15 protein-coding genes are annotated in these 15,711 nt (G+C 60.6%); 8 read left to right on the top strand and 7 right to left on the bottom strand.

All coding sequences use genetic code 11. The annotated features are described in order from the left end of the window. Positions 1-37: 37 nt before the first annotated feature. Both GNF76_RS13705 and GNF76_RS13710 read left to right on the top strand, forming a co-directional pair. A complete protein-coding gene (locus tag GNF76_RS13705; protein WP_155583685.1) occupies positions 38-1,162 on the top strand; it encodes a TIGR03364 family FAD-dependent oxidoreductase in 1,125 nt (374 codons plus the stop codon). After that, positions 1,162-1,716, top strand: coding sequence for a phosphonate degradation HD-domain oxygenase (locus tag GNF76_RS13710; RefSeq protein WP_155583686.1), 555 nt, complete (start codon positions 1,162-1,164; stop codon positions 1,714-1,716). The genes GNF76_RS13705 and GNF76_RS13710 overlap by 1 nt, the downstream gene beginning before the upstream one ends. Here the strand turns inward: GNF76_RS13710 and GNF76_RS13715 are convergent. Then, positions 1,713-3,086, bottom strand: coding sequence for a DUF3482 domain-containing protein (locus GNF76_RS13715; protein ID WP_155583687.1), 1,374 nt, complete (start codon positions 3,084-3,086; stop codon positions 1,713-1,715). The two genes, GNF76_RS13710 and GNF76_RS13715, sit on opposite strands and share 4 nt — an antisense overlap. Then, positions 3,079-4,458, bottom strand: coding sequence for a DUF2868 domain-containing protein (locus GNF76_RS13720; RefSeq protein ID WP_178123328.1), 1,380 nt, complete (start codon positions 4,456-4,458; stop codon positions 3,079-3,081). The genes GNF76_RS13715 and GNF76_RS13720 overlap by 8 nt, the downstream gene beginning before the upstream one ends. Before the next feature lie 90 nt (positions 4,459-4,548). Here GNF76_RS13720 and GNF76_RS13725 point away from each other — a divergent pair, with 90 nt between their 5' ends. From GNF76_RS13725 to GNF76_RS13735, 3 genes are all read left to right on the top strand, one after another. Beyond that, complete coding sequence (locus GNF76_RS13725) at positions 4,549-5,061, top strand: dihydrofolate reductase (protein WP_155583688.1); 513 nt, start codon at positions 4,549-4,551, stop codon at positions 5,059-5,061. An 83-nt stretch (positions 5,062-5,144) separates the two neighbouring features. After that, a complete protein-coding gene (locus GNF76_RS13730) occupies positions 5,145-5,384 on the top strand; it encodes a type II toxin-antitoxin system RelB/DinJ family antitoxin (RefSeq protein ID WP_155583689.1) in 240 nt (79 codons plus the stop codon). Continuing rightward, a complete protein-coding gene (locus GNF76_RS13735; protein ID WP_155583690.1) occupies positions 5,374-5,661 on the top strand; it encodes a type II toxin-antitoxin system RelE family toxin in 288 nt (95 codons plus the stop codon). Before GNF76_RS13730 ends, GNF76_RS13735 begins: the two co-directional genes overlap by 11 nt. 35 nt (positions 5,662-5,696) lie before the next feature. Here the strand turns inward: GNF76_RS13735 and GNF76_RS13740 are convergent, their stop codons facing one another. Further along, the gene (locus GNF76_RS13740) at positions 5,697-7,088 is read right to left on the bottom strand and encodes an L-cystine transporter (protein ID WP_155583691.1); all 1,392 of its coding nucleotides are present in this window, start codon (positions 7,086-7,088) and stop codon (positions 5,697-5,699) included. A 239-nt stretch (positions 7,089-7,327) separates the two neighbouring features. Between GNF76_RS13740 and GNF76_RS13745 the strand changes: the two genes are divergently transcribed. Continuing rightward, entirely contained in the window at positions 7,328-8,386 is a 1,059-nt protein-coding gene (locus tag GNF76_RS13745) for an HAD family hydrolase (RefSeq protein WP_155583692.1), read from the top strand. 193 nt (positions 8,387-8,579) lie between these two features. On the opposite strand, the gene ilvD is transcribed toward GNF76_RS13745, so the two are convergent. The 3 genes from ilvD to GNF76_RS13760 form a co-directional block, all read right to left on the bottom strand. After that, positions 8,580-10,421: a dihydroxy-acid dehydratase gene (ilvD, locus tag GNF76_RS13750; RefSeq protein WP_155583693.1), complete on the bottom strand. Its 1,842-nt coding sequence runs from the start codon at positions 10,419-10,421 to the stop codon at positions 8,580-8,582. Between the two features lie 330 nt (positions 10,422-10,751). Beyond that, positions 10,752-11,948 (bottom strand): MFS transporter, encoded by a 1,197-nt coding sequence (locus GNF76_RS13755; protein ID WP_155583694.1) that lies wholly within the window; start codon positions 11,946-11,948, stop codon positions 10,752-10,754. Between the two features lie 204 nt (positions 11,949-12,152). Next, positions 12,153-13,349, bottom strand: a complete 1,197-nt coding sequence (locus GNF76_RS13760) for a class I SAM-dependent rRNA methyltransferase (RefSeq protein WP_155583695.1) — start codon at positions 13,347-13,349, stop codon at positions 12,153-12,155. Positions 13,350-13,659: 310 nt separating this feature from the next. Between GNF76_RS13760 and GNF76_RS13765 the strand changes: the two genes are divergently transcribed. Together GNF76_RS13765 and mutM are read left to right on the top strand one after the other, a co-directional pair. Next, positions 13,660-14,472, top strand: coding sequence for an HDOD domain-containing protein (locus GNF76_RS13765; RefSeq protein ID WP_178123336.1), 813 nt, complete (start codon positions 13,660-13,662; stop codon positions 14,470-14,472). 21 nt (positions 14,473-14,493) lie between these two features. Next, complete coding sequence (gene mutM / locus GNF76_RS13770; RefSeq protein WP_155583697.1) at positions 14,494-15,306, top strand: bifunctional DNA-formamidopyrimidine glycosylase/DNA-(apurinic or apyrimidinic site) lyase; 813 nt, start codon at positions 14,494-14,496, stop codon at positions 15,304-15,306. Positions 15,307-15,417: 111 nt separating this feature from the next. Here mutM and GNF76_RS13775 read toward each other — a convergent pair whose 3' ends face one another. Beyond that, positions 15,418-15,669 (bottom strand): YfhL family 4Fe-4S dicluster ferredoxin, encoded by a 252-nt coding sequence (locus GNF76_RS13775; RefSeq protein ID WP_003213796.1) that lies wholly within the window; start codon positions 15,667-15,669, stop codon positions 15,418-15,420. Between the last annotated feature and the right edge of the window lie 42 nt (positions 15,670-15,711).

Genomic DNA, 15,711 nt, shown 5'->3' on the forward strand with positions numbered 1-15,711 from the left:
GCCTGCGATAGCGGTCTCTAATTCAGGACATCACTTCATGACACAACTGCTGATCATCGGCGCCGGCATCCTCGGCCTGTCCCATGCCTACGCCGCCGCCAAACGTGGTCTCAAGGTCAAGGTATTCGAACGCAGCGCCACGCCGTTGGGCGCCTCGGTGCGCAACTTCGGCCAGGCGCTGGTCACCGGCCAGCCGCCCGGAGCCATGCTCGACCTGGCCCGCGAAAGTCGCGACATCTGGGCTCAATGGGCGCAGCTTTCGGGCCTGCAGCTCAAGCGCAACGGTTCCTATCTGTTCGCCCGTAACGAAGCAGAAGAGCACCTGCTGGAGGCCTTTTGCGCGGGACGTGCGCAGGAGCACGACTATCGCGTCGAGCTGCTCCAGGGCACGGCAATGAACGACCTGTACGGCGGCCAATTCCGCCATCACCGTGCTGCACTCCACGGCCTGGACGATCAACAGGTGTATTCCCGCGAGGCCATCCCCGCGCTGATCAACTACCTGTGTCGCGAGCTCAAGGTGGAGTTTCATTTCTCCACCCTGGTGCGTGACATCGAGCCCGGCCAGTTGCACAGCACCGCCGGGACCTTTCGCGGCGAGCAGATCATTGTCTGCTCCGGCCACGACTACCAGACGTTACTGGCCGAGCAGATCGCCGAGCTCAATCCGCAAATCTGCCGGCTGCAGATGCTGCGCGCCAGGCCGCAGGTGAATTTGAACCTGCAACACGCGTTGTTGACCGGCCTCAGTTGCGTGCATTACGGCGCCTTTGCCGACTTGCCGGAAGCGGCACCGGTACAGGCACAAATCCTGCGGGACGCCCCGCACCTGCACGAAAACGGCATCCACCTGCTGATCAGCCCCACGCCTTATGGCGAGTTGATCATCGGCGATTCCCACCATTACGGCAGCGATCCCTCCCCATTCAACGCCGAGCAGGTCGACGACTGGATGATTGAGTTGGCCGAGCAGACGTTGGGTTGCAAGATTCAAGTCACGGAGCGTTGGCAGGGTGTGTACGGCTCCCGTGGGCCAGGGCCGTTTTCCTTCCTGCGGGTTGCGCCGGGGGTGAGTGTCGCTTTGATGCACACGGGCGTGGGCATGAGCGTCGGGCCGGCGATGGCCGAGAGCAATATCGCGCAACTGTTGGGGGAGCAGTGATGAGCATTGAACAGGTTATCGCCGAGGTGTTCGGCTTGTACGAACAGCATGGCGCCGCCGATTACATCGGCGAACCGGTGTCGCAGATCGAGCACATGTCCCAGGCTGCGCAGTTGGCCATGGCGGAAGGTTTCGATGATGAAGTGGTGCTGGCGGCGTTCTTCCACGACATCGGGCATATCTGCGGCCAGGGCGGTGAGAACATGGGCGGCTACGGTGTGGTCAGCCATGAACGGCTCGGGGCGGACTACCTGCGCCGGGCGGGTTTTAGCGAGCGGATGGCAACACTGGTGGAGTACCACGTCCAGGCCAAGCGTTACCTGACGTTCAGCCAGCCGGATTATTACTCACGCTTGAGCGAGGCCAGCCGTCGTACCCTGGGTTATCAAGGTGGGGTGATGAGTGCAGAAGAGGCGCGGGCCTTCGAGCAGGATCCGTTGTGCTCCGTCAGTTTGCGCATGCGCCATTGGGATGAGCAGGCCAAGGAAATGCACGTGCCGGTACTCGACCTTGATGTCTTGAAGGCCAAGGCCCGGCAGTTATTGGCGGCTTAGGTCTCGTCCAGGCGCAAGGCCAGGGCTTCGATCTGCTCTTGGCGTTCGGCCTGGCTCAGTTTCGGGTGCGGATTAAGGGACGACCATTGCGGATGGGCCCGTGCCTTGTTCAGCGCTTCCGGCAACTTGCCTTCGCGCCAGGTCTTGTCCTGGGGCGTGTCGACCTTGATGCTGTGCATGGCCGCGTGCCCGCGCAGGTTCAGGGCCTTGAGCAGTTGGCGTTGGCGCAGGGCCAGCAGGCGCAACACGCTGTCGTCGACGGTCAGTTCACGCTGGCCTTTGATCTTGCCCAACAAACGGCTGCCATAGCTGCGGGCAGTTTGCAGGGCACCCCCGGCGATGGCACCGGCCAGGGCCGCTGCGCCCAAGGTCAGGCCGCCCACCAACAAGTCGACACCAGCACCTGCCGCTGCGCCCGCCGCAATCCCACTGCCAACCCGCACGCCCAATTGCTTGAGGGTTTCCGGGTTGAACAAGTCATCACCCCAGCGGCCGTCCAACAGCGGCAAATCGCTGGCGGCGGCGTCTTGCGGGCGGAAGCCGAATAGCTTGAGCAGGGCTTCCACGCAACGTTGCTCCCGCTGACGCACGGCCTTGCGCAGTTCGCTGACGGCTTGCTGTTCGATCTCAGCTTCGCTGACCACGCTGCGCCGGCAAGCGGCGCAGTCCACCAGCAACTCTGCAATCAGGCGTGCGGCGCTTTGCTGACGGGCCTGGCGTTGGGCTTCCTGGTCGAGGATCAGCCGTTCCAGTTGTCCACGGGAGTTTTCCAGTAGCAGCGCGAGGCTTTCATAGAGTCGACGCTCGCCGTCTTCCGGTGGGGCCACGCTGTCGAAGCGCACCAGCGCATGCAGGCCGAGGCGGGCGAGGGCTTCACGCCAGTCCGGCTCGCGATGGTCGCTGCTGCTGACAAAGTTGAGCACCGGCAGCAGTGGCTTGCCGCAACTGGCGAGCACTTGTAACTCGTCGCGGTACTTGGCCAGTACCGGTTCACGGGCGTCGATGACATAGAGGCCGGCGTCGGACGCCAGCAATTGGCGCAGGACCTTGGCTTCCTGTTCGAAGCGTTGCCGGGCTTCGCTGCCTTCCAGAAACCGCGCCAGCCGTGCCGGGCCGTCGAGGCGCTCGCCGGGGCGGTCCAGGCGCTCGAGGTAGTCGAGCAGGGCGATGGCGTCTTCCAGGCCGGGCGTGTCGTACAGTTCCAACAGGGCTTCGCCGTCCACCGACAGACGCGCACCCTCGACATGTCGTGTGGTGCTGGGGCGATGGGAGACTTCGCCAAAACCCACGTCTCGGGTCAGGGTCCGCAGCAACGAGGTCTTGCCGACGTTGGTGTGGCCGACTACGGCGAGTTTCAGCGGTTTAGTCATGACCGGTCTCCAGCCAATTCAGCGGCGCACAATCGGCGAATGGCAGTTCAAGCTGTTGCAACGCGGTGTGCCAGTCACCGAGGCGTTCAGCGTCCAGGGCCTGGCCGGCGGGCGCTTGCAGCAACCAGACGCGCGTGGCCGTGGCGCTGCGGGCCAGTTCGGCAATCAACGCCAGGCTGCCGCGATCCGGCGAGCGACGCGGGTCGCAGGCAATGGCCAGGCGCGCGGGCGGGAAACGGGTCAGTTGTTCCAGCAGTTTGTTGCGCGATTCGCGGCTGTCGAGGATGCCAGCGTCTTTGACGCCGGCGGGCAGTTTTGGCGGCCAGGGGTGTTGGTCATCCAGCTCGATAGCCACCAGCAAGGCACCGTCGCTTTCCAGCTCGCTGACGCCGCCTTCGACGTGATGCAATTGCTCAGGTGCGGCGTCGTTGACCCCAAGCCGTTCACTGCTGGGCATCAAACGTTCACGCAGTGCGCTGTAGCCGGGCAGGTTGAGGTCAAGGTGCAAGCCTGCGCGCCCGCGTTTCCAGCGCCATAGGCACAGCAGGGCGAGGATCAACCGGGGCAGGATGCCGTAGGCCAGCAGCACACCGACGAGCCAGGCAGCCCAGGCTTGGCGGGCGCTTTCGATATTCAAGGCCGAGTCGCCGCTGGCGCGGATCATTTCGACGGTGGGTACGTTGAAGCCCAACAGCGCTGGCAGGGTGCCGAGGGTTTGGGTCACGCTGACAAAGGTGTCGGCTCCCAGGATGGTGGTTTCCCAGACAAAGCCGTAGCGCCGGGTGGCGAGCAGGGTCAGCAGGATCACCATTGCGCTGAGCAGGGCCAGCAGCCACAGGCTGTTGACCAGCATGCCGACGGCCCAGCGATTGAGTTTCTGGCGTTGCAGCAACAGCAGCAGTGCAGGTGCCAGTTGTGCGGCCTTGGCGTCGCGGGCGAGTTTTTCGCTGAGCCACAACCACAGGCGACCCAGGCTGGCGCTGTGCTCACCGGCAAACACCAGGCCCAAGGCCCAGCTCAACAACAGGATCAGGTTCAAGCCCAGCAGACTGCCCAGAGCCCAGAACACATTCACCGGCGTCAGGCCGTTGCCCAGTGCTGCAAAGGCCAGGCCGGCACCACTGACGATGGCGACCACCGCCAGCAGGATCAGCGCCAGCCGCGCGCCTTGCAGCCAACGGCCAAGGGCGGCGCTCAGACCATCGCGTTCGGCCAGCCACAGGGCGCGGTTTTGAATGCGCGTTGGCAAGTCGCCGCCGGTGCTGCGGGCCTGGCGATTGGCTTCCTGGTCTTCGAGCGGGCCTGCGTGTTCTTCGCGCAGGCGCACGGTTTCCGTCAGCCAGAGTTTTTGCAGGGGGTTCAGTGCAGTCACGCGCCGTCCTGTTGAGCCAGTGAGGTTGGAGCATAACCGCTGGAGCGCCGGTTGGGGTATGCCGCCCGCGCCTCTGGTATTCTCGTCGCCATGAAAAAAACTCTCCCTTTAAGCCTGATCGCAGCCCTCGGTGAAAACCGCGTGATCGGCGTCGACAACAGCATGCCCTGGCACTTGCCGGGGGATTTCAAGTATTTCAAGGCCACCACGCTGGGCAAGCCGATCATCATGGGGCGCAAGACCTGGGATTCCCTGGGTCGACCGTTGCCGGGTCGCTTGAATATTGTGGTCAGCCGTCAGACCGATCTGGCGCTCGAAGGTGCGGAAGTTTTTCCGTCCCTTGATGCGGCGGTGGCGCGTGCTGAGGAATGGGCAAGGGCCCAGGGCGCGGATGAGCTGATGCTGATCGGCGGCGCGCAGTTGTATGCGCAAGGCCTGGAGCAGGCGGATCGCCTGTATCTGACGCGGGTGGCGTTGAACCCGGACGGGGACGCGTGGTTTCCCGAGTTTGATTTGAATCAGTGGAAGCTGATGTCGAATGTCGAGAATCCGGCGCAAGGGGATAAGCCGGCGTACAGTTTTGAGGTTTGGGAAAAAGCCTGAAGCATCGCCGACAAATCTGGCTTGCAAAAGAGGGCCTCTTGCGCCACTGTAATGACCAATGTCATTACAGTGAGGGCTGACCCATGGCCTCTATCAATGTTCGTATCGACGACGATCTTAAAGCCCGTGCTTATCATGAGCTGGAAAAGCTCGGCGTAACGCCTTCTGAATTGATGCGCCAAGCCTTGCAATACGTGGCTGAGCGCGGCCAATTACCCTTTAAACCGGTTCTGATGACAGAAGAAGATGAAGCCTTGTTTGCCACTGTTCGGGAACGGTTGGCAGCTCCCCAGCGGGTGAAGGTCTCACTGGATGACCTATAGCCTTGAGTTCGATGCACGAGCTTTAAAGGAATGGCACAAACTTGGGGATACTGTTCGTCAACAGTTCAAGAAAAAACTGGTTGAGCTCCTGAGCTATCCACGCATTGAGGCGAACCGTCTCCATGGCTTACCTGATTGCTACAAAATCAAGCTTCGCAGCAGCGGCTATCGGTTGGTCTATCAAGTGATTGATCAGGAGGTCACGGTGTTTGTTGTGGCTGTGGATAAGCGTGAGCGCGACGAGGTGTATCGCAAAGCCACTGACCGCTTGAGCTAGCAGGGAGCAAGCTCCCTGCCACAGGGCAGGCTTAGTTAAGCCTGCGCCAACTCCGCATGCTCATCCGCATTCAGCAATTCTTTATCCGTCTGCTGCATGATCTGGCTGGTAATCGCCCCCGCCGTCATCGAACCATTTACGTTCAACGCCGTACGACCCATGTCGATCAGCGGCTCTACCGAAATCAGCAGTGCTACCAATGAAACCGGCAAGCCCATGGCCGGCAGCACGATCAGCGCGGCAAACGTCGCACCACCGCCCACGCCCGCCACACCGGCCGAACTCAGGGTCACAATCGCCACCAGCGTCGCGATCCACAGCGGATCCAGCGGGTTGATGCCCACGGTCGGCGCGACCATCACCGCCAACATCGCCGGGTACAGGCCCGCGCAGCCGTTCTGGCCAATCGTCGCGCCAAACGAGGCGGCAAAGCCGGCGATGGACTGCGGAATGCCCAGGCGACGGGTCTGCGCTTCAATGCTCAGCGGGATGCTGGCTGCGCTGGAGCGGCTGGTGAAGGCAAACGTCAGCACCGGCCACACCTTGCGGAAAAACCGCAGCGGGTTGATCCCGGCCAGGGACAACAACAGGCCGTGGACCACAAACATCAGCCCCAGGGCCAGGTAGGACACCACCACAAAACTGCCGAGCTTGATGATGTCTTGCAGGTTGGAGCTGGCGACCACTTTGGTCATCAATGCCAGCACGCCGTACGGGGTCAGCTTCATCACCAGGCGCACCAGGCGCATCACCCAGGCTTGCAGGGTGTCGATGGCGTTGAGCACTTTCTGGCCTTTCTCCACGTCATCCTTGAGCAGTTGCAGTGCGGCAACCCCGAGGAAGGCGGCGAAAATCACCACGCTGATGATCGAGGTCGGCTTGGCACGGGCCAGGTCGGCGAACGGGTTTTGCGGGATGAACGACAGCAGCAACTGCGGCACATTCAGGTCGGCGACCTTGCCGGCATAATCACTCTGGATCACTTGCAGGCGGGCCATTTCCTGGGTGCCAGCCACCAAGCCTTCGGCGGTGAGGCCGAACAGGTTGGTCAGGCCGATACCGATCAGCGCCGCAATCGCCGTGGTGAACAGCAGCGTGCCGATGGTCAGGAAGCTGATCTTGCCCAGGGACGAGGCGTTATGCAGGCGGGCCACGGCGCTGAGGATCGAAGCGAACACCAGCGGGATCACGATCATTTGCAGCAACTGCACATAACCATTGCCCACCAGGTCAAACCACCCGATGGAGGCCTTGAGTACCGGGTTGCCGGCACCGTAGATGGCGTGCAGGACCACACCGAAAATCACACCAAGTACCAGAGCAAACAAGACCTTCTTGGCCAGGCTCCAGTTAGTGCGGCGGGTCTGTGCCAGGCCCAGCAACAGGGCCACGAACACCAGCAAATTGAGAATCAGGGGCAGATTCATTGAAACTCCAAGGATGGCTGCCAATCGCTTTAACCGGCGATTGTGAACCGGAAAGCCTAACAGCTTGAAATATATTGATTTAATACCGTTATGGAATGGCGACTGTCGTTTTTGGAATAAGAGAATGACGCCCAGGCATATGGCGCTGGCGGAATCAGAACGCAAGCGGTCGTGCTCGGACGATAACTGTCACAGAGATTTGTTAGCGTCGATATCTTTCACTCAGGGAGAAAACGCACATGAAGCTCGCACCGAGATTGTTTGCCGCTGCACTGTGCCTGGGCCTTGCCGGCCAGGCCCTGGCTGCCACCGAGTTGAAACACTGGCCGGCGCCCGCCGCCAAGCAACTGGATGCGATGATCGCCGCCAACGCCAACAAGGGTAACTTCGCGGTGTTCGACATGGACAACACCAGTTACCGCTACGACCTCGAAGAGTCCTTGCTGCCTTACCTGGAAAACAAGGGCCTGATCACCCGCGACACGATGGACCCTTCCCTGAAGCTGATCCCGTTCAAGGACACCGCCGACCACAAGGAAAGCCTGTTCAGCTACTACTACCGTCTCTGCGAAGTCGACGACATGGTCTGCTACCCGTGGGTTGCGCAGATTTTCTCCGGCTTCACCCTCAAGGAACTCAAGGGCTACGTCGATGAGCTGATGGCTTCCGGCAAGCCGGTGCCTGTCACCTACTACGAAGGCGACGTGGTGAAGAACATGGAGGTCCAGCCGCCGAAAGTCTTCACCGGCCAGGCCGAGCTGTACAACAAACTGATGGAAAACGGTATCGAGGTCTACGTGATGACCGCCGCTTCTGAAGAGCTGGTGCGTATGGTCGCCGCCGATCCGAAGTACGGCTACAACGTCAAACCCGAGAACGTCATTGGCGTGAGTACCTTGCTCAAGGACCGCAAGACTGGCGAACTGACCACTGCCCGCAAGCAAATTGCTGCCGGCAAGTATGACGAGAAAGCCAACCTCGGCCTGGAACTGACTCCTTACCTATGGACTCCGGCGACCTGGATGGCCGGCAAGCATGCGGCAATCCTCACCTACATCGACGAATGGAAAAAACCGGTCATCGTCGGCGGCGACACCCCGACCAGTGACGGCTACATGCTGTTCCACGATGTCGACGTGGCCAAGGGCGGCATCCACCTGTGGGTCAACCGCAAGGACAAGTACATGACCCAGCTTAACGGCATGATGGCCAAGCACGCTGCGGCCCAGGCCAAGGAAGGGTTGCCGGTGACGGCGGATAAAAACTGGGTGATCGTCAAGCCGGACGAGATTCAGTAATCACGAGTGTATGCAGTCAATTGTGGGAGCTGGCTTGCCTGCGATGGCAGCGCTGCGGTAAATCTGACTCACCGAGTCGCCCGCATCGCAGGCAAGCCAGCTCCCACATTTGATCTCCTTTGTTTGGGGGATTTTTGCCAGGCATAAAAATGCCCCGCACTTGGCGGGGCATTTTTATGGGAGCAGCTAAGACTTACAGCCCGTCCAGCATCGCCTTGTTACGTACTGCACCCTTGTCGGCACTGGTGGCCAACAGGGCGTAAGCCTTCAGCGCGGTGGTGACTTTGCGTGGACGCTTCTCTACCGGCTTCCAACCTTTCTTGTCCTGCTCGACCCGGCGTGCGGCCAGTTCTTCATCGCTGATCAACAGGTTGATCGAACGGTTCGGAATGTCGATCAGCACCTTGTCGCCATCCTGCACCAGACCAATGGCGCCACCGGCAGCGGCTTCTGGCGAAGCGTGGCCGATGGACAGCCCGGAAGTGCCACCGGAGAAGCGACCGTCGGTCAGCAGGGCGCAGGCTTTGCCCAGGCCCTTGGATTTCAGGTACGACGTCGGGTAGAGCATTTCCTGCATGCCCGGGCCGCCTTTCGGGCCTTCGTAACGGATGATGACGATGTCGCCTTCTTTGACTTCGTCAGCGAGGATGCCGCGTACCGAGCTGTCCTGGCTTTCGTAGATCTTGGCGCGACCTTCGAAGACGTGGATCGACTCGTCCACGCCCGCGGTTTTCACCACGCAGCCGTCGAGGGCGATGTTGCCGTACAGCACGGCCAGGCCGCCTTCTTGGGAGTAAGCGTGTTCGACACTGCGGATACAGCCGTTTTCACGGTCGTCGTCCAGGGTTTCCCAGCGGGTCGACTGGCTGAACGCCGTCTGCGTCGGGATGCCGGCCGGGCCTGCCTTGAAGAAGGTGTGCACGGCTTCGTCGTCAGTCTGGGTGATGTCCCACTTGGCGATGCCTTCGGCCAGGGATTTGCTGTGCACGGTCGGCAGGTCAGTGTGCAACAGGCCGCCACGGGCCAGGGAGCCGAGGATCGAGAAGATCCCGCCGGCGCGGTGCACGTCTTCCATGTGGTACTTCTGGATGTTCGGCGCGACTTTGCACAGTTGCGGTACGTGACGGGACAGACGGTCGATGTCGCGCAGGTCGAAATCGATCTCGGCTTCCTGGGCGGCGGCCAGCAAGTGCAGGATGGTATTGGTGGAACCGCCCATGGCGATGTCCAGGGTCATGGCGTTTTCGAACGCCTTGAAGTTGGCAATGTTGCGCGGCAACACCGACTCATCGTTTTCGGTGTAGTAACGCTTACACAGCTCGACGATGGTGCGGCCGGCCTGCAGGAACAGTTGCTCGCGGTCGCTGTGGGTGGCCAGTGTCGAGCCGTTGCCCGGCAACGCCAGGCCCAGGGCTTCCACCAGGCAGTTCATCGAGTTGGCGGTGAACATGCCGGAACACGAACCGCAGGTAGGGCAGGCGCTGCGCTCGTATTCCGCAACCTTCTCGTCAGACGCGCTGGAATCGGCTGCGATGACCATGGCGTCCACCAGGTCCAGGCCGTGGCTGGCGAGCTTGGTCTTGCCGGCTTCCATCGGGCCGCCGGACACGAAGATCACCGGGATGTTCAGGCGCAGGGAGGCCATCAGCATGCCGGGGGTGATCTTGTCGCAGTTGGAAATGCACACGATGGCGTCGGCGCAGTGGGCGTTGACCATGTACTCCACGGAGTCGGCGATGATCTCGCGGCTCGGCAGGGAATACAGCATGCCGTCATGGCCCATGGCGATGCCGTCATCCACGGCGATGGTGTTGAATTCCTTGGCTACGCCGCCAGCGCGTTCGATCTCGCGGGCCACCAGTTGCCCCAGGTCCTTGAGGTGGACGTGGCCCGGTACGAACTGGGTGAACGAGTTGACAATCGCGATGATCGGCTTCTTGAAGTCGTCATCTTTCATCCCCGTGGCGCGCCACAGCGCGCGGGCGCCGGCCATGTTGCGGCCGTGGGTGGATGTCTTCGAGCGGTAATCTGGCATGGAGCACTCCGGGCGGCTAATCAGGCACTACTAATCAGGTACTAAGGGGAGAGAGCTTCTATTGACGTCGGGAACACTCAGAAATGACCGTGTGTCCGGAAGTTGCCACTCGCGTCGCGGGATCGCCGCACGCTCGGGCCTCGAGCTCATAAACCCGCCGGGGGATGACTGGCGATGAATAGCGTCGATTCTACACCGCTGGCGGCCGGAGGGAATGGCCGTATACCAAGGAGCGAGCTTGTGTGGGAGCGGGCTTGCTCGCGAAGACGGTACTTCAGTCGACATCTGCTGTGGTTGATACACCGCTTTAGCGAGCAAGCCACACAGTGATTAGCGCCCGACCCTGGCATTCGTCACCATGCCCCAAATGCTGAAGACGATGAAGCTGATGGCGATGGTCATCAGCAAGTTGGCTCCAGCTTGCGCGAGTGCCGCGCTGCTGATGGCTGCGGTGAAGAACATGATGCTGTTGCCCGCTGATGCGGCCGTACCGGCGCTACTGGAGAACAGCAACATCGCCGCAGAAATCGCGGCCGGCCGAACCAGCGTGACGGCCAGGGCGCTGATCAGCATCGGTATCAGCAGGGTGATGGTGGTTATCGCTTCATAACGGATGATCAACGCTAACAAAATGCCCGCGACGCCCAGTAAACCGAGACCGATATTGATTTGCCGGGACAGGGAGATGTGTTTCTGCAAAAACGAAGCAGCGACGCCGCCGAGTAGGTAGGCCACTCCATACACCATCAACACCAGCGCGTACTGGTACTCGGAGAGTTTCAACTCATCCATGAAGATCAGCGGCGTCACGCTGATCAATGCGAAATAGCAGGCGAATACCAACGCGGCGATCCACCAGTAACGCAGGAAATCTCGATTGCCCATGATGCTTTTCAGCGTGTGGAGGATAGCGGTCGGGGCTTTTTTCGGGCTCTCTGATTTGGAGGGCAATATCCATAGAGCGTGGATGAACATGCCGAGCGCCATCACCGCAAATCCATAAAAGCTTCCCTGCCAGTCGAAGGTAGTTTGCAGCCATGAGCCCAGCAGTGGCGACAGGGCCACAAACGATCCGCTCAAGGTCATGTAATAGAGGCGCACACGGGCCCGATCCTGTTCTTCGAACAGATCTTCGACCAGCGCGTGGCCGAGCACAAAAAAACCACAGCCGATGGCCTGGATGGCGCGGAATAGGAGGAAAACCGGGTAATCCGTCGCGAGTGCGCAGCCTATAGAACCGAGGGTCGAAACGACGATACATCCCAGCAGTACTTCCTTGCGCCCAAACTTATCTGAGAGCGGGCCGGTTACTAATTGAGAGATCGCAAAAACTAGTGTGAACAAGCTGACGGATAGGGCGACCTCTGCGGTTGAAATGTCGAACTTCGCGGCGAGGGCAGGGAAAGAAGGCAGGAGAATATTGAGTGGGAAAAAGCTGATCAGTGAAATGCAGGTGATGAGGATAAATCGAGAGAGCTGTTGGCGTTTTATGTCGCCACTTGGCTGGGAATAGGAGGACTCAGACATTATTTTTATTTTCCGGAGTAAAACCAGAAACCGATATTAGTCTGTGAAAAGTGGAATTCAATCAAAAACGCTGTGGGAAGGTTCCCAGATTGATATGGCTTGCAGCGGTAGGAAAACAGTTTCTGACACTCCGCAAAAAAAGTGGGAGCGAGCAAGCCCGCTCCCACTTTTTGATCCACGCTCTATCGGAGAGCGGAGTGTGGCTTAGCTATTGGGCAACAACCGGCACGTAATGCTCTTGATATACCGCGTCTCGGCAATCGCCGGGTGCACCGGATGATCAGGGCCCTGGCCGCCACGTTCCAGCATCTGGATATTGCGATCCAGGTGACGGGCGCTGGTCAGCAGGATGTTCTGCAGGTCATCTTCCGGCAAGTGCATGGAGCACGAAGCGCTGACCAGGATGCCGTCCTTGCTGAGCAGGCGCATGGCTTGCTCGTTCAGGCGGTGGTAGGCGCCTTCGCCGTTTTTCATGTCTTTTTTGCGTTTGATGAAGGCCGGCGGGTCGGCGACGATCACGTCGAAGCGCTCTTCGCTGGCTTTCAGTTCTTTCAGGGCTTCGAAGACGTCGCCTTCGATGCAGGTCATTTTTTCGGCCACACCGTTGAGCGCGGCGTTGCGCTCGACGCCGTCTAGGGCGAAGGCGGAAGCGTCTACGCAGAACACTTCACTGGCGCCGAAGGCCGCAGCTTGCACGCCCCAGCCGCCGATGTAGCTGTACAGGTCGAGGACGCGCTTGCCTTTGGCGTAAGGGGCCAGGCGAGCGCGGTTCATGCGGTGGTCGTAGAACCAGCCGGTTTTCTGGCCCTGGATCACCGGGGCTTCGAACTTCACGCCGTTCTCTTCCAGGGCAACCCACTCCGGCACCAGGCCGAATACGGTTTCGACGTAGCGGTTGAGGCCTTCGGCGTCGCGGGCGGCGGAGTCATTCTTGAACAGAATGCCGCTTGGCTTGAGCACTTGGGTCAAGGCGGCGATCACGTCTTCTTTATGGGCTTCCATGGTCGCCGAGGCGATCTGCACCACCAGGATGTCGCCGAAACGGTCGACGACCAGGCCTGGCAACAGGTCGGAGTCGCCGTAGACCAGGCGGTAGAACGGCTTGTCGAACAGGCGATCGCGCAGGGACAGGGCCACGTTGATGCGGTGCACCAGCAGCGACTTGTCCAGTGGCAACTTGATGTCGCGCGACAGCAGGCGTGCGCAGATCAGGTTGTTCGGGCTCATGGCCACGATGCCCAGGGTCTTGCCGCCGGCCGCTTCCAGGATGGCCTGGTCGCCTGCCTGGAAGCCGTGAAGTGGGGTGGCGGCCACGTCGATTTCGTTGCTGTAGACCCACAGGTGGCCGTTGCGCAAACGACGATCGGCGTTGGCTTTGAGACGCAGGCTTGGCAGGGACATGACGTCGCTCCGGAAAAAAGAGCGGAAGTATACCGTGTTGTGTGGGAATTGGCCGCGTAGCCAGATATGCGGGACCGCGTTTGTGTGGGAGCGGGCTTGCCCGCGATGCAGGCGACTCGGGCCTTCAGGTAAATAGAGTCGATGCTATCGCAGGCAAGCCAGCTCCCACAGGTGACCTCATTTCAGGTCGGCCATAGAGGTGTCGGCCAGTCAGCGATAGGGGTTAGAATCGCCGCCTAGTCCAGAGTGTGTCCTTATGCCCCAAGAGCTTTCTCCCGAACAGATCCAACAGGCCTTGCAAGGAATCAGCGTGCCGCCTCAACCGCAAATCATGGTGGATTTGCAGATGGAGCAGTACATGCCCGACCCTGACCTGGAAGTGATCGCCCGGCTGATCGCCCAGGACCCAGGCCTGTCTGGTTCGCTGCTGAAGATCGTCAACTCGCCGTATTACGGCTTGAGCAACAAGATCGCCTCCATTCAGCGCGCGGTGAACCTGCTGGGCAGCCGCTCCATCATCAACCTGATCAACGCGCAGTCGATCAAGGGCGAGATGAGCGACGACACCATCGTCACCCTCAACCGCTTCTGGGACACCGCCCAGGACGTGGCCATGACCTGTTTGACTCTGGCCAAGCGCACCGGCTCCCAGACGGTGGACGAAGCGTATGCCTTGGGGCTGTTTCACGATTGCGGCGTGCCGCTGATGCTCAAGCGCTTCCCCGATTACATGGCGGTGCTGGAAGAGGCCTACGCCTGCGCCGGCCCCGAGTCTCGGGTGGTCGATACTGAGAACCGGGTGTTCAACACCAACCACGCGGTGGTGGGTTACTACACGGCCAAGTCCTGGCGCTTGCCGGAGCACGTGACTGACGCTATTGCCAACCACCATAACGCCTTGGCGATTTTCAGTGATGAGTCGGCGCGCAACCCGCAGCTGAAAAACCTGCTGGCGATCCTGAAAATGGCCGAGCACATTTGCGCGTCCTGCCGGGTACTGGGTAATCAGGTGGATGATCACGAATGGAACAGCATCGGTCATCTGGTGCTGGACCACGTCGGCCTGTCGGATTACGACTTCGAGAGCTTGAAGTTGTCGATTCGTGAGCTGGGTGCGCACTAAACCTTCACGAGCGAGGCCAACATGCCTGAGTTACCCGAAGTCGAAACCACCCGACGCGGTATTGCGCCGCACCTGGAAGGCCAGCGGGTCAGCCGTGTGGTGGTGCGTGAGCGTCGCCTACGCTGGCCGATCCCGGAAGACCTCGATGTGCGCCTGTCCGGGCAACGCATCGTGCGGGTGGAGCGGCGGGCCAAATACCTGCTGATCAATGCTGAAGTGGGCACCTTGATCAGCCATTTGGGTATGTCCGGCAACCTGCGGTTGGTGGAAGTCGGCATGCCGGCGGCCAAGCATGAGCATGTGGACATCGAATTGGAATCGGGCCTGGCCCTGCGTTACACCGACCCTCGGCGTTTTGGGGCGATGCTTTGGAGCCTCGACCCGCACAATCATGAACTGTTGATTCGCCTGGGGCCGGAGCCGTTGACCGACCTGTTCGACGGCGAGCGGCTGTTCCAGCTGTCCCGTGGGCGTTCGATGGCGGTCAAGCCGTTCATCATGGACAACGCGGTGGTGGTGGGGGTGGGCAATATCTATGCGACCGAGGCGTTGTTTGCGGCGGGTATTGATCCACGCCGGGAAGCCAAGGGCATTTCCCGTGGGCGTTACCTGAAACTGGCCATCGAGATCAAACGCATCCTGGCAGCCGCGATTGAGCGCGGCGGCACCACGTTGCGCGACTTTATTGGTGGCGACGGGCAGCCGGGGTATTTCCAGCAGGAACTGTTTGTCTATGGCCGAGGAGGCGAAGCGTGCAAGGTCTGTGGGACCGAGTTGCGCAGCGTGACGCTGGGGCAGCGGGCGAGTGTGTTTTGCCCGAGGTGCCAGAGCTGAAGGTGTGCGGTGTTGCTGCTGGCCTCATCGCAGGCAAGCCAGCTCTCACATTTGATCGGTGAACTCGGTCAATGTGGGAGCCGGGCTTGCCCACGATGAGGCCCTTAGGGCTTACGCCTTCCCGGTAATCAACCGGTACTTCTCCATCAACTGCTCTTCCGTCTCCGGATGGGCCTCATCCAGCGGAATGCAATCCACCGGGCAAACCTGCTGGCACTGGGGTTCGTCGTAGTGGCCGACACACTGGGTGCACAGGTTGGGGTCGATCACGTAGATCTCTTCGCCCTGGGAAATGGCAGCGTTCGGGCACTCGGGTTCGCAGACGTCGCAGTTGATGCAATCGTCGGTGATGATCAGGGACATGGAAACTCCTGCCAGGGCACTCAGCCAAGGCATTTGAAAAAC

This window comes from Pseudomonas spelaei (assembly GCF_009724245.1).
Lineage (GTDB): Bacteria > Pseudomonadota > Gammaproteobacteria > Pseudomonadales > Pseudomonadaceae > Aquipseudomonas > Aquipseudomonas spelaei.

Excerpts from the sequence above, each read along its gene's own strand:
- GNF76_RS13705 (WP_155583685.1), top strand. The coding sequence starts at position 38 with ATGACACAACTGCTGATCATCGGCGCCGGCATCCTCGGCCTGTCCCAT.
- GNF76_RS13710 (WP_155583686.1), top strand. The coding sequence starts at position 1,162 with ATGAGCATTGAACAGGTTATCGCCGAGGTGTTCGGCTTGTACGAACAG.
- GNF76_RS13715 (WP_155583687.1), bottom strand. The coding sequence starts at position 3,086 with ATGACTAAACCGCTGAAACTCGCCGTAGTCGGCCACACCAACGTCGGC.
- GNF76_RS13725 (WP_155583688.1), top strand. The coding sequence starts at position 4,549 with ATGAAAAAAACTCTCCCTTTAAGCCTGATCGCAGCCCTCGGTGAAAAC.
- GNF76_RS13730 (WP_155583689.1), top strand. The coding sequence starts at position 5,145 with ATGGCCTCTATCAATGTTCGTATCGACGACGATCTTAAAGCCCGTGCT.
- GNF76_RS13735 (WP_155583690.1), top strand. The coding sequence starts at position 5,374 with ATGACCTATAGCCTTGAGTTCGATGCACGAGCTTTAAAGGAATGGCAC.
- GNF76_RS13740 (WP_155583691.1), bottom strand. The coding sequence starts at position 7,088 with ATGAATCTGCCCCTGATTCTCAATTTGCTGGTGTTCGTGGCCCTGTTG.
- GNF76_RS13745 (WP_155583692.1), top strand. The coding sequence starts at position 7,328 with ATGAAGCTCGCACCGAGATTGTTTGCCGCTGCACTGTGCCTGGGCCTT.
- ilvD (WP_155583693.1), bottom strand. The coding sequence starts at position 10,421 with ATGCCAGATTACCGCTCGAAGACATCCACCCACGGCCGCAACATGGCC.
- GNF76_RS13755 (WP_155583694.1), bottom strand. The coding sequence starts at position 11,948 with ATGTCTGAGTCCTCCTATTCCCAGCCAAGTGGCGACATAAAACGCCAA.
- GNF76_RS13760 (WP_155583695.1), bottom strand. The coding sequence starts at position 13,349 with ATGTCCCTGCCAAGCCTGCGTCTCAAAGCCAACGCCGATCGTCGTTTG.
- mutM (WP_155583697.1), top strand. The coding sequence starts at position 14,494 with ATGCCTGAGTTACCCGAAGTCGAAACCACCCGACGCGGTATTGCGCCG.
- GNF76_RS13775 (WP_003213796.1), bottom strand. The coding sequence starts at position 15,669 with ATGTCCCTGATCATCACCGACGATTGCATCAACTGCGACGTCTGCGAA.